The organism is Prosthecobacter sp. (assembly GCF_044378005.1).
Lineage (GTDB): Bacteria > Verrucomicrobiota > Verrucomicrobiia > Verrucomicrobiales > Verrucomicrobiaceae > Prosthecobacter.
In genome coordinates this window covers 1-14,571 of sequence record NZ_JBILYB010000030.1, presented here as the reverse complement: position 1 = coordinate 14,571, position 14,571 = coordinate 1, and the positions used below count along the sequence as shown (strand labels likewise).

The window sequence follows — 14,571 nt, the reverse complement described above, 5'->3', positions numbered from 1 at the left end:
CTCTAAGCTGTCCGCTCATGCAAGAAAAGCCGGGGTATTGCACCAAGGCGAAGGCTAAACCTTCACCCAAGTCTTGGAATTGCTGCTCTGGAGGATGGCCTCACAGAGCTTTACTTCGTGGTGACCGTCTTCAGCAGTCGCGAAGATTGCAGGGGTCTTTTTGCCGCTGGCAATGTGCTCATAGACCGCCCGGTAGTGCATCTTATGTCCATCACTAAAGCCTTCGGGGTGACCAGGGGGATAGTCGGTGAAGTTGGCAACGTCTTCGAGGAAGCCGGGGGTGCCGCGTTGGAGGATCTGATTCGGTTCATCGCGACGACCTAGCAAGATCTCGTTTGGCTGCTGGAGATCCCAGCGGACGCTGCCTTTGGTTCCATAAATACCGAGCCCAAGGCTGCATTTCCAGCCAGCGGCGACTTGGGAAATGCTGGCATTCGCGTGAACGCCGTCAGTGTAGCCGTGCTTGGCTTTGCCGAACTTCAAAAGCACACTGCCAAAATCCTCAGTATCGACTTTGTAGGGCACCATGGTTTTCGGATCGACCTTGGCGAATGTCTGCACCTCCCCTTTCGGACGCAGGCGCTCTTTGTGGAAGGTCTCGATGTGAGCAAAGACACTCGTGGCTTTGGCGCCGAGGATGAAGCTCACAGCGTCGATCCAATGCGTGCCGATATCGCCCACCGCGCGCAGTTTGCCCCCCTCGCTGGCGAGCACGCGCCAGTTGTAGTCGGTCTGATGCAGCAGCCAGTCCTGGAAGAAATGGCCCTGCACATGGATGATCTTGCCGAGGTCGCCTCGCTCCACCATGGCGCGCATTTGCAGCACAGCAGGGAAGAAGCGACACATGTAATTGACCGCAAAAACGGGGCCTTTTTTGCCGCCCTTCTTCACCGCCTCGACGACTTTTGCCGTATCTGCGGTGGTCATGCCTAGCGGCTTTTCACAGATGACATGCTTGCCCATCTCGAGCGCCTGGAGGCACTGCTCCACATGCACTTTATTCGGGGATGTGATGTGGACGACATCGACGTTCGGGCTGGCATACATCGCCTCATGATCGTAGTCCCCATAAACTTCATTGATGCCCCAGAGGTCGGCCATTTTCTTCGCACTCTTCGACGAGCCACAGATGGCCGTGACCTGAATGCCGAGTCGCTTCAGCGCCTCGATATGGACAGGACCGATGAAACCGGTGCCGATGATGCCTGCGCGGAGATGATGAAGTGAGGTCATGAGGACGGGTTCCATGAACCATGAATGAGCACTTTTAAACCCCAATGTTTTACAGTTCGCCCTCGTCCCACTTGGTCACATCCTCAAATCATGATGCGTTGATATGACTGTTGACCGAGCCGCCTCTGGCGCTAGTTTCGACCATGCCTTCCCGCCCCAATTGCCGCACTGAACTCGAAGCCGCCATGCGCCAGCGCATCCTCGTCATCGACGGGGCCATGGGCACGACGATTCGCGGCTACGGGCTGAAGGAAGCCGATGCTCGCGGCACGCGTTTTGCCAAGAACGAGAAGGATTTGCTCAACAACGGCGACATCCTGAGCATCACGAAGCCGGACATTATCGAGGACATTCATCGGCGCTTCCTGGAAGCGGGGGCGGACATCATTGAGACGAATACTTTCGGCGCGACAAGCGTGGCGCAGAGCGATCTGTTCATGGAAGACCCGCGTGATCACGGCGGCCGCAAAGATCCTGAGTTTTACCAGAGCGTGATCGAGAACCCATTCGTCAACGAGGTCGCTTGGGACATCAATTTCATGTCGGCGCAGCAGTGCCGCAAATGGGCGGACCGCGTGGCGAATGACACAGGCGTGAAACGCTACGTCGCTGGTGCCATCGGGCCGATGACGGTCTCGCTGAACTTTCAGATCGACGCGGATGATCCGGGCTTCCGTCCGATCACGTTTGATCAGGTCAAGCAGGCTTACATGCATCAAATCCGCGCCTTGATCGCGGGTGGCTGTGACACCCTGCTCGTGGAGACGATCTTCGATTCGCTCAATGCGAAGGCGGCTTTGTTCGCGATCCAGGAAGTGTTTGAGAAGGACCAGATCGAGCTGCCGGTGCAAATCTCCGCCGCGATGGTGAAAGGCCGAACGCTGGTGTCGGCCCAGGACGTGGAGGCCTATCTTAATGCGATGAGGCACGTGAAGCCGTTGAGCATCGGCATGAACTGCTCGGCAGGCCCAGATGAGATGCGGCCTTACATTGAGGAACTGGCAACGAAGGCGGGCTGTTTTGTGTCGGCCTATCCGAACGCAGGTCTGCCGAATGCACTCGCACCGACGGGCTTTGATTTGCTACCGCCGGACATGGCCGCTTATGCCACGGATTTCGCCAAAAGCGGCTTCGTGAACATCATGGGTGGCTGCTGCGGCAATACGCCGGAGCACATCGCCGCCATCGCGCAGGCCGTGAAAGGCATCGAGCCACGCAAGGTGCCGACACCGGAGCCCATCATGCGTTTGTCAGGCACTCTGGCCTACAATCACACGAAAGAGGCGAACTACCTCATGATCGGCGAACGCACGAACGTCGCTGGTTCGCCGAAGTTCGCGAAGCTGATCAAGGAAGGCAAATTCGAGGAGGCTGTGGCCATCGCGCGCCAGCAGGTCGAGAACGGCGCGAACGTCATCGACATCTGCATGGACGAAGGCCTTATCGACGGCGTGCCGACGATGACGAAGTTCCTCAACCTGCTGCAAACCGAGCCGGAAGTCGCCAAAGTGCCGTTCATGGTCGATTCCTCGAAGTGGGAGATCATCGAGGCGGGCCTCAAAATGTTGCAAGGCAAGGGCATCGCGAATTCCATCTCGCTTAAGGAAGGCGAAGAAGCCTTCAAGGAACGTGCGCGTGCCATCAAGCGCTACGGCGCGGCCACGGTCGTCATGGCCTTCGATGAGAACGGCCAAGCGGCGACTTACGACGAGAAAATCCGCATCTGCGAGCGCGCGTATCGCATCCTCGTCGATGAAGTGGGCTTCCCGCCCGAAGACATCATTTTTGATCCGAACATCCTCACCGTCGCGACTGGGATGGAGGAGCACAACAACTACGCGCTCGACTTCATCAACGCCACGCGCTGGATCAAACATCACCTGCCCGGCGCGAAAGTCAGCGGTGGTGTGAGCAACATCAGCTTCAGCTTCCGCGGCAACAATCTCGTGCGCGAAGCCATGCACAGCGCCTTCCTGTATCACGCGATCCAGGCGGGCATGGACATGGGCATCGTGAATGCAGGGATGCTCGAAGTGTATGAGGAGATCCCGAAGGAGCTGCTCCACAAGGTCGAGGACGTGCTGCTGAATCGCCGTCCCGATGCCACCGAGATCCTCGTCGATTACGCCGAGCAGTTCAAAGGCCAGGGCGGCGGCAAGAAGATCGAAGCCGACCTCCAGTGGCGGGATGCGCCTGTCGAGAAGCGCCTCGAACACGCGCTGCTCAAAGGCATCACCGATTTCATCGCCGTCGATACGCAGGAGGCGCTCGACAAGCTAGGCAAGCCGCTCCTCGTCATCGAAGGCCCGCTCATGGACGGCATGGGCGTCGTCGGCGATCTCTTCGGCGCTGGCAAAATGTTCCTGCCACAGGTCGTGAAAAGCGCCCGCGTGATGAAGCAAAGCGTCGCGTATTTGCAGCCTTTCATGGAGGAGGAGAAGCTTGCCAATCCTGCACAACGCAGCGCGGGTAAGATCATCATGGCCACCGTGAAAGGTGACGTGCATGACATCGGCAAAAACATCGTGGGTGTCGTGTTGGCCTGCAATGGATTCGAAGTCACCGACCTCGGCGTCATGGTGCCGTGCGACAAGATTCTCGCCGCAGCTATCGAGAAAGGCGCGGATGTCATCGGCCTCAGCGGACTGATCACACCGTCGCTCGATGAGATGGCTCACGTCGCGTCTGAAATGGAACGCCGTGGCATGAAGATTCCGCTTTTGATCGGTGGAGCCACCACCAGCCCGGCGCATACGGCCATCAAGATCGCGCCGCATTACTCGGGACCGATCGTGCATGTGCTCGATGCCTCCCGCAGCGTGCCTGTGACGACGTCACTCATTAGTGATGAAAACCGCGATGCTTACATCGCCGAAAACGAAGTGCGCCATGTGCGACTCCGCGAAGAATACGGCAAGAAGAAGGAGCGCCAGCTTCTCAGCATCGCCGAATCACGCGAGAAGGCTTTCAAATGTGACTGGAGCACGCAGGAAATCGCGAAACCGAGCTTCATCGGCACGAAGACTTACGAAGGCACCGACATGGTCGCCACACTGCGCGAATACATCGACTGGTCGCCCTTCTTCCATTCCTGGGAGCTGCGTGGTCGCTGGATCACTGCGGAAGGCCGTTTCTCGTCTTCCCACGAAGATGCCGAGATGAAAGTGAAGGCTGAAGAAGAAGCCGTGAAGCTCTTCAAAAGTGCCAACGATCTTCTTGATCGCATCATCGCCGAGAAGCGCTTCAACCCGCGTGGTGTGTTCGGCTTCTTCCCGGCGAACAGCATCGGCGATGACATCGAAGTCTATGCCGACGACACGCGCGGCAGTGTGAAGACCGTCTTCCACACGCTGCGTCAGCAGGTGATCAAGAAGGACACGCCGAACTACGCCCTCAGCGACTACATCGCACCGAAAGACAGTAGTCGTGCCGACTACATCGGCGGATTCGCCGTCGGCATTCACGGCGCAGATGACTTCGCACACGAGTTCGAGAAGGCGCACGATCCGTTCAGCGCCATCATCGTCAAAGCCCTCGCCGACCGCCTAGCCGAAGCCTTCGCTGAATACCTGCACAAGCAGGCCCGTGTCGCGTGGGGTTACGAGAAGCCCGAGGACTTCACGAATGAAGACCTCGTCAAAGAACGCTATCGCGGCATCCGCCCTGCACCTGGCTATCCGTCACAGCCCGACCACACCGAGAAACCCATCCTCTTCGATCTGCTCGATGCTTCTGCCAAAACCGGAGTCGATCTCACCGAAAGCATGGCCATGCATCCCGGCAGCGCCGTCAGCGGCCTCTACTTCAGTCATCCCGACGTGCATTACTTCGGCATCAGCGTCCTTGCGAAGGATCAGGTCGAGGACTACGCGCAGCGCAAAGGCCAGACGCTTGAAGAAGCCGAGAAATGGCTCGGGCCTTGGCTCGGCTATTGATCAGCCTTCGATCTTTTCTTCGGCGAGCCGAACCTTCAGCCCCAAACCTTGAGGTGCGGGGTTTTGAAGCGCTTGCATCAGATGTTCGTGCTTGAACCCCTGGGGGCCGGTTTTCTTTTCGTCCAACTTGAGCGGCTGGAAGTGAAGGATGAACTCGCCCGTTGTACGATCCACTGTCTCCACCTCTACCCAGGCCTTCCATTGGGCAAATAGGGCATCCACTTTCCGAGAGTTCTGCTCCTTGGCGTAGTCCGGGATGAAAAGCTTCATCGTTGGCTGATACGGCACGCCATGAAGCGGCGCAGCATCCGTCACGGCCTGGGCGATCTGATGAATGCTCACGACCTTGGGATCAAAGGTCACATTGGCGTAGTTTTCGATGAACTGTCCCGCGCTGACATCGCTCACACTTTTGAGCTGACTGATCGAGTAGTTCACCGAATACACGCAGCTCGGGCATTCCACGCCGCCGACGTAAAAGGTCAGGGTCGTGGGCTTTGGCTTTTCCCCTGCGATCAAGCAGGTGGCCGAGAGAAGGAACGAAGTGGTGAGTAGGAGGTGGGTTCGCATGAGACAATGAAATCAGACAAGCCCCTCGATCGGTTCACCGCGCGAGAGCACGTTCAGGAGACTCGGGGGCAGGCCATCCGTGACACGCGCTTCGCCGACATCGACCAGCGTATGCATGATGGTGGAAACGAGGTCGGGGATGGTGATCGGTCGTGAAGATGGCTCGCCGCCGTTGCGGGCGGACTGGCCGATGACCTGTCCCATTTTCAGGCCGCCGCCGTAGATCATGAGTGGAGCGAGGCCACCCCAGTGATCGCGCCCGCCTTTGGCATTCAGTTTCGGGCTGCGACCCATCTCGCCGCAGCAGACGAGCATGATTTTCTCGCTGAGACCGCGAGCTTCGATGTCCTCGATCAAAGCCGACACTGCATGATCAAAAGGGCGGCCGACATAGTCCATGCCGGTGCGGCAGGGGGCATTGTTGTTATCGGCGTGCATGTCCCACACGAAGCTGGTCGTCACGGTGACAAAGCCGCAGCCTCGCTCGCAGAGACGACGCGCCATAAGCAAAAGCTTGCCGAGTGTGGCGGCATTGTCGGCGTAGTGTTCGCGGTTGTTCCACTGCGTGCTGATGCGGTCTTTCGGCAGTAGCTTGGAGGTGTCGTAGCGGGCGATGAGGCGCGGGTCTTCCTTCGTGAGATCAAAGGCATCCGACACGCCTCGGCGGAGCACGTCGAAGGCCAGCGATTGAAACTCGGACATGCCGTCGATGACTTCATTGCTGTCCATCTGGCGTTTCCATTGATCAAGCGAGCTGAGCAGCGTGCGGCGGTCATCGAGTCGTGCTTGCGGCAAACTCAGCGTCATGTCCGCCTGAGCGCCGCTGCCTGCTCCTGGCACGAAGGGCTGGTAAGTCGCACCAAGCTCGCCGCTGGAGGTGAAGTCGCCGAACTTCTTGATCACCGGTCCCGCTGCCGATGAAATCGCCTGGGGAAACAGCGCCACGTTCGTCGGTATCGCACTGCTTTTGCGCAAAGGCCCAGCGATGCGTGAGTAGAGGGACCCGAGATTCGCCTGGAGTGTGTCTTTGCCGACGATGGTCTTGATGTCGTGTACCGAGTCGCCAGTCACAAAGCTGCGCACGATGCTGAACTTGTCCGCGAGCCCGGCCAGTCGCTCCATCGTGCTGCCGAAGGTGATGCCGGGCAGCTTGGTTTTGATTTCGCCCGTCACGCTGCGGATCTCTGACGGCGCATCCATCTTTGGGTCAAACGTCTCGAACTGCGATGGCCCACCATGCATGAAGAGGAAGATAACCGAGTTGTCCTTCAGTAGCCGCTTTAGGGAAGCCCCGAGCGCCTTCAGCGCCATCATCTCACTCAGTCCGAGCCCACCGAGTCCCAACCCGCCAATGCGCAGGAAATCACGCCGCTGGAGGCGTGATGAACCTTGGCTGTGGTCGGAGAAGGTGAGCATCGCTCCACCATTACGTGGCGGGAGAGGCGGATTCTTCCGTGCGGCGTTTGATCATCTGCAGTGCTTTCGCACCAACGCCATGGAAAATGTGTTAGGTCGCCTTGGTGGTGAGGTCGTGGGCGCTCATGGCGGCAGACTTACGGCCTTGATTGCTTGTCTCAAGCACTCGCTTCCGTCAGCGCGCCTTCTCCAAATCCAACACACTCTTTGCCGTAATGTCTAGTCGCTGGCGGCGTTTCAGGCCGCAATGCACCGTCTTCTCATCCTCCTCTTTGCCCTGGGCTCTTCGCTCTTTGCAGCTCAGCCCAACGTCATCGTCATCCTCGCCGACGATCTCGGTTGGAGTGACACGACGCTATACGGCAACACAGCGTATTACCAGACGCCGAATGTCGAACGGCTGGCGAAGCGCGGGATGACCTTCACGCGGGCGTATTCGGCGAGTCCGCTGTGCTCGCCGACGCGCTCGGCGTTGCTCACGGGGCAAAGTCCGGCACGCACGGGGATCACGGTGCCGAACTGCCACATGCCGCAGGTCGTTTTGCAGGCAACAACGGGCAAGAAGGCAGCGGCGGATCAAAAGGCCATCCAGCCTGATCCGGTGACGCGATTGAAGACGGAGTATCGCACGCTGGCGGAGACGCTGAAGGATGTTGGCTATGCCACGGCGCACTTTGGGAAGTGGCATCTCGGGCCGGAGCCGTATTCGCCGCTGCAGCAGGGGTTTGATTTCGATCTGCCGCACCATCCGGGGCCGGGGCCTGCGGGCAGTTTTGTCGCGCCGTGGAAGTTTGCGAACTTCAAAGAGAAGTCGCCTGGCGAGCACATCGAGGACCGCATGGCAGCGGAGGCGGTGGCGTGGATGGAGCAAACGAAGGACAAGCCCTTCTACATGAACTACTGGATGTTCAGCGTGCATGCGCCCTTTGATGCGAAGAAGACAAACATCGAGAAGCATCGCGCCCGCATTGATCCGCAGGATGCGCAACGCAGCCCGACTTACTCGGCGATGATCCAGAGCATGGACGATGCTATCGGCACTCTGCTCGATGCGCTGGATCGCCTCAAGCTCGCCGACAACACCATCATCATCTTCACCGCCGACAACGGTGGGAACATGTACAACGAGGTGGACGGCACCACGCCTACCAGCAACCGCCCGCTGCGTGGCGGCAAGGCGACGATGTTTGAGGGTGGAACGCGTGTGCCCGGTGTCATCGTCTGGCCCGGAATCGCGGCTGCGGGCAGTCGCAGTGATGCGATCATCCAGAGCGAGGATTATTATCCGACGCTGCTCGAAGGTCTCGCTTTGAAACCTGCCGAAGGTCAGCATTTCGACGGTTCCAGCATTCTCCCAGCTCTGAAAGGCGACTCGCTTGCCGGAAAAGCCACCTTCCAATTTTTCCCGCACAATCCCGGCGTGCCGGACTGGCTGCCGCCCGCTGTTTCGGTGCATCGCGATGACTGGAAGCTCATCCGCATCTTCCACGGTGGCGAGAACGGCGCTCATCGTCATCTGCTCTTCAATCTACGCGATGACCTCGGCGAAAAGAACAACCTCGCGGCGCAGGAGCCTGCGCTTGTGGCTGAACTCGATGTGATGATCAAAAAGTTCCTCACCGACACGAAGGCTGTCGTGCCAGTGCCGAATCCGGCGTTTGATCCATCAAAGTATCGTCCTGAACTCGAAGGCAAGCAGCAGCCGAAGGGCAAAGCGAAAGCGCCTGCTAAAGGCAAAGATGATGCCATCCCGGCGCTGCAAGGTTGGAAGGCCCGCGATTGCCAAGCATCGGTCAAAGACGGCATCCTGCGCCTCAAGAGCATCGGCACCGAGTGTTTCCTCGGCTTCTCCGCCAGCAAACACAGTGGTCCGACGACGGCGAAATTTCGCATCAAGGCCCAAGCTGGCAGCAGCCACTTTGACTGGCTGCCTGGAGGTGTTGGCGGCAAACCGAAGCGAAGCGACTTCACGCTGAAAGGTGGAGATTGGGAGGAAATCACGGTCGAACTGACAGCCGAAGGCCCGCTGGGCATCGTGCGCCTTTATTTACCAATGCAGGCGCAAAATGTGGAGATCGACTGGATCGAGCTGACATCCCAAAATGGCAGTAAACCGACACGAACGGGTTTTTGAATTGAACTCTCAGGCTTTAAAGAGAGCAGGAGAGATCACCACATCCTCGCCATTTCCAAATTCCGCTTGAAGCCCTCGCGCACGAGCGAGAGGTCCGAATCCATCGCCAGCCAGGAGAAGCCGAGGGCTTTGAGGTTCTCTTTGTCATCCGCATGACGGACGAGGATACCGCAGCCCTTGCCTTGATCCTTCGCGGCCTTGGCGATGGCATTCACGCAATTATCATATGGCAGCGGTGAGTTCCGCGCCTTCAAATCGTAGCTCAAATCTGCCGGGCCGATGAAGAGCGCGTCAATGCCCTCCACGGCCGCGATTTGATCCGAGTTCGCCACGCCTTCCGCGGTCTCGATCTGCGCCAGGATGATCGGCTTCGGCATCTCATCGCCCGGAAGCCTCATGCCGTATCCATAAGCCCGGACCGTGCGTGAGACGCCACGATGACCCTTCGGCGGATAGGTGGCAGCTTTCACGCAGTGCTCCGCCTGCGCCACGGTATCCACGTGCGGCACCATGATGCCATCCGCGCCCCAATCGAGCACGCGACCGATCAAATCCGCATGCGGAGCGCTCACCCTCACGATGCCGAGAGTCTGGCTGCCGCGCAGCGCCCGAAGTTGATTCGGCAGTGCGGCTTCCGATTCGCAGCCATGCTCCAAGTCGATGAGCACCCAGTCAAAGCCGCATTCCGCCGCGAGTTCCGTGACCGCAGGTGATCCGATGGAGAGAAAGGTGCCGATGTGAGTTTTCATGGTGAGAGAATGTCGAGGCCGCTGCCCTCTCGCAAGCTGCGCAAGGCTAGGGCGAGACGGGATTGTGTCATTTCACGCAAACTGGCTCCCGAGGAGCCGCTGCCGATGAGAAAGAAGCCATCATCACGATCAAAGTAACCCGCGCCGACACGGATCACGGCCTTCACGATCATGTTGCGCAGCAAGTGCAGCCAGAGGCGGCGCAGGTGCTGCTCGGGTAGGACGCGGACGCTTTGATAGCCCTCGAAAGCCCGCTGCAAAAAGGCCGCGTCATGAAAACAGGCCAGCAGCGAGAGGTCATCCATCGAATCACCGGCAATGCTGTCATCGAAGTCAATGAAGGCGGCGATTTGATCGCGGGTGCCGAGGATGTTCCAGAGGGCGAGATCTTTGTGGACGAGACAGCCGGGAGCCAGATCGAGCAAGGCGCGGTGCTTTTCGATCTCGTTGAGGATTTCACCGGTGTTTGTGAGAAAGCCGCGTTGCTTCAGTAAGTGCAGATGCTCGTCGAGCCGCAGGTGGAAGTAGTCGCCGTATGAGGAGCGGCAGCCTCGTAGGCCTGGTGTGTTCGGCGGATGAGACTCCGATAACACGTTCGATTCCTTCGCCGAACCGCCCGGCTTCTCGGTACCCGCAAACAGCCGGGCGGGCTGTTGCCACACCCGGCCTACGTCGTCGTGCTCCAGCGCGCCAAAGCCATCGAACGTGATCAATTGCCACTTAGCTACCGCCACGCCGATCTCAAATGCAATGCTGGGCACCACCAGCGTGCCTTGCTTGATCCAATGATTCAAGTCCGGCGCTGCAATCCGCTCCAACGCCTGCCAGGCGAACGAGACTCGGCTCCGTGTGGCATCGCTGCCAAACACGCGCGGCGTCCGCACTCCAGTTTCACGCACGCGATCCAATAGCACAGATTCGATGGCGAGATGCCCATCCTTCTCCGGCCCATTCTCCACACGCACAAACATCTCCAGGCCATCCACATCAGCATTCCAAGTGAGGTGATTGCCTTGGCCTGCGCCGGGGCTGAGCTCGACGGCTTTGGCATCAAAATGACGCCTCAGTTCCTCTCGAAGCTGCAACTCGATTTCCGCATCAGCAACGCCACGCGTCTGCGTGCCATGAAACGCCGCCGGACGATCACATTTCCAGTAGTAGATGTCGCGGCGGCTCATGCGTCAGGCGGACGACGTTTCCACCATGACGCCAGCAGGCCGCCGATGATGTTTTGCAGCACGCCGCTGAAAACACCGGCTGCAGCAGCCAGTGGCATCGCTGCAAAGTGCTCGCGGGCGAGGGAGGCGGCCATGCCGCCGTTTTGCATGCCGACCTCGATGCTGACCGTGCGGGCGACGGACTCAGGATAACGCAGCACTTTTGATATGGCATAGCCAACGCCAAAGCCGAGCACATGCAGCGCAAAGGCTGCGAGCGCCAGCTTGCCAAAATTCGTCGAGATGGCGTCTGCGCTGGCCGCCACGATACCACCACTCACGAGCGTGAAGGCCAGCACGGCCACCGTGGGTCCGCAGGCTCCGATTTGATCCGCGGTGCGCGGCAATTTCCATCGGATGAGCACGCCGAGCACCACGGGCGCGATGGTGAGCTGAAAAGCGGACACACAGAGCCCCCACGCGTCCACTGGCACATATTTGCCCGCCAGTAGGCTCGTCCACATCGGTGTGAAGAAGAACGCCAGCATCGTCGAGGCCATCGTGAGCACCACGGACAGCGCCACGTTCGCTTTCGCGAGGTAGCTGATCATGTTCGATGCCATGCCGCCGGGGCAGCTCGCCACCAGAATGATCCCCACGGCGAGGCCCGGCTCCAGCTTCAGCGCTGTCGCCACCATCCAGCCTGACAGCGGCATGATCGTGTATTGCGCGATGAATCCCAGCGCGACACTCCCCGGCATGCGGCCGATGGCTTTGAAGTCGTCCAGACTCAAAGTGAGTCCCATGCCGAGCATCGACGCCGCCAGCGACCAAAAGATCCACGGCTTGTCGAACCACAGCATCGTCTGCGGCTTGAAGAACGCGATGATGGCCAGCGTGACGAGCCACACCGGGTAGAGATTGTTGAACCAGTCGAGGAAGCGCTTCATGAGGTTAGTTGGAGGTATCACGCACGCCGTTGAAGTCCGGACCACCCGCGCCGACGTAGCCGTTGCTGCTGCCTTTTTCGTCCGGCGTGACCCAAAAGGCATACAGGGAACCCTTTGTGAGATGGAAGCGGAATTTCACATTCTTACCGGATTGATCGGACAGATCGGACGCAACCGCCCACTCGATTTTGAGCTTCGTTTGATCTCTCGAAGCCACCTTCGAGCTTCGGATGACCTTCCCAGCCTCATCGAGCACTTCCACGCGCACTTCGCCGTCCACGTTCACGAAGAGATGCTTGCCTTTGAACTTCACCGGACGCGTCGTCAGCTCGCCGGGGCCTTCCATGGAGGCAAAGCCATCGCGTCGCAGCGTGGCGAGGCCGATGCTCGCTCCACCGTAGATGTCTCCACGCCCGCCCCCGGCATCGCCGGAGTAGGCGCAGTAAGGAAAGACCAGTTGGTCGTCCAGCACGACAAAGACACCCGTCGTCGTGTGCAGGTAAGCCCGGTCCCAGGCGCCTTCCCGACGCTCTCCACGGATGAAGCCACGTCGGTCTGGCCGATCCCAATGGAAGCCGTCGCGGCTAAAGCCGAGTTCCAGGTCCGTGAGCTTGGGAAAGCCTCCTTTGGAGCAGATGCCATTGTTTGGTCCGCGATGAATCTGATGCATGCCGATCATGAGGCTTTCATAAGCCACCGCCGCCAGGCTGTAGAGCTGTGGTGGATCGCCCTGCTGCGCATTGCCTGCATAGCTCCCCGCTGGCTCCGGTTTGTCCTTGGCATCCGCATTGGTCCAATACACCGCCTTGTCCCAGTCGGCTCCTTCCAAGAAGGTGTCGCTTTCCACATAGTAGCGGCTGCGCCCGCGCGGCCCATCCTGTTTGATGCTCTGCACCCATTTCTTTCGGAACGGATTGTAGAAGATCGAGCCATAATCTCCCGCAGGCGTCGTGCAGGGCACCGGCTTCGACCACGTCACGCCATCGGACACCTGCAGGCTGTGCGTCAGCCCCGGCAGTTGCTGGTCTTTCGGCACATGACTCCAGCAGGTCAGGTATTTGATCCGCTCCTTCGGATCGCTCGCATGGCTGTCATACCACAGCGCATTGTCCGTGCCCGCTGTGGTCCTCGCGCCGCTGCTCCAAGCCGCACCTTCGGGAAGTAGAAGGTTGCCTCCATGCAGGCCCAGTTCCGGCCGTTTCCACGTCTTCAAATCCGGACTTGTCGCCAGCGCCAGCGGTCCGCGCCAGCCCGCCGTGTAGAACATCTTGAATAGCTTCTCCTTCGGCTCATAAAACACCCCTCCCTGACCGAGATAGACGACGTTGTTGAGCTTCTTCTCAAGCTCCGTTTCGGCTTTGAAGACCGGATTGCCCTCAAACTTCTTCGCCTGATGGAATGTGCGTTTGAGCGTGGTTTTCTCGATGAGGAAATCATCCACAAAGAGCTGCCTGCCGAGGTCGATGGGGATCACCTTCGGCTTCTTCTTCAAATACGGCACTTCCATGACCGCGTCGCTCGGTTCGCGGTAGCGCGGCGGCCATTGATCGGGCAGTTCGATGCCGTTGTAGAGCTTTTCGGGCTTCGGTCCGGTGGCCTTGTTCGCAAGCATGAGCAGCTTCGCGTCCTTCGACACGATTTTACCCGCGAGCACATCCTCCTCGCGAAACTTCGTCATGAGGATCTCCGCGTCGGTGTGCCGGTTCCAATCATAGAGAATGTGGATAAGCCCGTCCGGCGCTTCGAAGCCATCGGGATACGACACCGCGTTGCGTTCATCGAGAATGAGGCCGCCCTTCCACGTCTTGCCTTCGTCCTCAGATAGCCACGCGCTCATGTGCGTGCGCTTGGGCAAGCGCTTCGCAGGCGAACCATTCTTCACCAGCAAAATGCGACCCGATTTAAGCCGACGCAGGAAGAAGCGCGCATTCACATTCTGCACCGTCGCGGCCTGTTTCGGCTCGCTCCACGTTTTGCCGCCGTCATTCGAGAAACTCTCGTGCGGCTGCCCCTTCGTGCGTGCGAGCATCCACAGCTTACCATCCTTCAGCTCGACCATCATGTGCTCGTCGAACTCCCAATCCGGGAACTGCAAGCTGCCGCGCTCCTTCCACGTCGCGCCTTCGTCGGTCGATTCAAACACGCGACACGTCTTTTGGTGCCAATCGGACACCGGCAGCAGCCACGAGCCGTCCTTGAGCACCGTCGGCTTGTTCAGCGTGCAACCTTCCGCAAACATCACCGGCGTGCTCCACACCGGCTCCGCCGCATCGGGATCATCGCAGCGCATGAACCAATTCGTGATGCGCTTCTGCGGATCACCGAGCTGCTGATCGAAAAAGAGCCACAAACGCCCCTTCGGATCCGTCCAAAGATTCCCCACCAGCGCCCCGCTGACCTTCTGCGCCGCCTCCATCCGCGCCCCGA

Annotated in this window: 9 protein-coding genes; 2 read left to right on the top strand and 7 right to left on the bottom strand. The window is 59.2% G+C overall.

The annotated features are described in order from the left end of the window. Nucleotides 1-54: 54 nt before the first annotated feature. A complete protein-coding gene (locus AC6FTP_RS08580; RefSeq protein WP_497206498.1) occupies nucleotides 55-1,248 on the bottom strand; it encodes a Gfo/Idh/MocA family protein in 1,194 nt (397 codons plus the stop codon). A gap of 128 nt (nucleotides 1,249-1,376) precedes the next feature. On the opposite strand from AC6FTP_RS08580, the gene metH reads away from it, so the two are divergent. Continuing rightward, a complete protein-coding gene (gene metH / locus AC6FTP_RS08575) occupies nucleotides 1,377-5,168 on the top strand; it encodes a methionine synthase (protein WP_497206497.1) in 3,792 nt (1,263 codons plus the stop codon). Here metH and AC6FTP_RS08570 read toward each other — a convergent pair whose 3' ends face one another. Continuing rightward, nucleotides 5,169-5,738: a heavy-metal-associated domain-containing protein gene (locus AC6FTP_RS08570; protein ID WP_497206496.1), complete on the bottom strand. Its 570-nt coding sequence runs from the start codon at nucleotides 5,736-5,738 to the stop codon at nucleotides 5,169-5,171. Between the two features lie 12 nt (nucleotides 5,739-5,750). After that, the gene (locus AC6FTP_RS08565; RefSeq protein ID WP_497206495.1) at nucleotides 5,751-7,154 is read right to left on the bottom strand and encodes a DUF1501 domain-containing protein; all 1,404 of its coding nucleotides are present in this window, start codon (nucleotides 7,152-7,154) and stop codon (nucleotides 5,751-5,753) included. A gap of 247 nt (nucleotides 7,155-7,401) precedes the next feature. On the opposite strand from AC6FTP_RS08565, the gene AC6FTP_RS08560 reads away from it, so the two are divergent. Then, the gene (locus tag AC6FTP_RS08560) at nucleotides 7,402-9,288 is read left to right on the top strand and encodes a sulfatase (protein ID WP_497206494.1); all 1,887 of its coding nucleotides are present in this window, start codon (nucleotides 7,402-7,404) and stop codon (nucleotides 9,286-9,288) included. A gap of 35 nt (nucleotides 9,289-9,323) precedes the next feature. Here AC6FTP_RS08560 and AC6FTP_RS08555 read toward each other — a convergent pair whose 3' ends face one another. The 4 genes from AC6FTP_RS08555 to AC6FTP_RS08540 form a co-directional block, all read right to left on the bottom strand. Next, nucleotides 9,324-10,037 (bottom strand): HpcH/HpaI aldolase family protein, encoded by a 714-nt coding sequence (locus tag AC6FTP_RS08555; protein WP_497206493.1) that lies wholly within the window; start codon nucleotides 10,035-10,037, stop codon nucleotides 9,324-9,326. Continuing rightward, a complete protein-coding gene (locus tag AC6FTP_RS08550; protein ID WP_497206492.1) occupies nucleotides 10,034-11,215 on the bottom strand; it encodes a phosphotransferase in 1,182 nt (393 codons plus the stop codon). Before AC6FTP_RS08550 ends, AC6FTP_RS08555 begins: the two co-directional genes overlap by 4 nt. After that, a complete protein-coding gene (locus AC6FTP_RS08545; protein ID WP_497206491.1) occupies nucleotides 11,212-12,144 on the bottom strand; it encodes a bile acid:sodium symporter family protein in 933 nt (310 codons plus the stop codon). The genes AC6FTP_RS08550 and AC6FTP_RS08545 overlap by 4 nt, the downstream gene beginning before the upstream one ends. A gap of 4 nt (nucleotides 12,145-12,148) precedes the next feature. Then, the coding region (locus tag AC6FTP_RS08540) for a sialidase family protein (protein ID WP_497206490.1) at nucleotides 12,149-14,571 on the bottom strand (2,423 nt) is incomplete at its 5' end.

Coding starts and splice junctions, on each gene's coding strand:
- AC6FTP_RS08580 (WP_497206498.1), bottom strand. CDS start 1,248: ATGGAACCCGTCCTCATGACCTCACTTCATCATCTCCGCGCAGGCATC.
- metH (WP_497206497.1), top strand. CDS start 1,377: ATGCCTTCCCGCCCCAATTGCCGCACTGAACTCGAAGCCGCCATGCGC.
- AC6FTP_RS08570 (WP_497206496.1), bottom strand. CDS start 5,738: ATGCGAACCCACCTCCTACTCACCACTTCGTTCCTTCTCTCGGCCACC.
- AC6FTP_RS08565 (WP_497206495.1), bottom strand. CDS start 7,154: ATGCTCACCTTCTCCGACCACAGCCAAGGTTCATCACGCCTCCAGCGG.
- AC6FTP_RS08560 (WP_497206494.1), top strand. CDS start 7,402: ATGCACCGTCTTCTCATCCTCCTCTTTGCCCTGGGCTCTTCGCTCTTT.
- AC6FTP_RS08555 (WP_497206493.1), bottom strand. CDS start 10,037: ATGAAAACTCACATCGGCACCTTTCTCTCCATCGGATCACCTGCGGTC.
- AC6FTP_RS08550 (WP_497206492.1), bottom strand. CDS start 11,215: ATGAGCCGCCGCGACATCTACTACTGGAAATGTGATCGTCCGGCGGCG.
- AC6FTP_RS08545 (WP_497206491.1), bottom strand. CDS start 12,144: ATGAAGCGCTTCCTCGACTGGTTCAACAATCTCTACCCGGTGTGGCTC.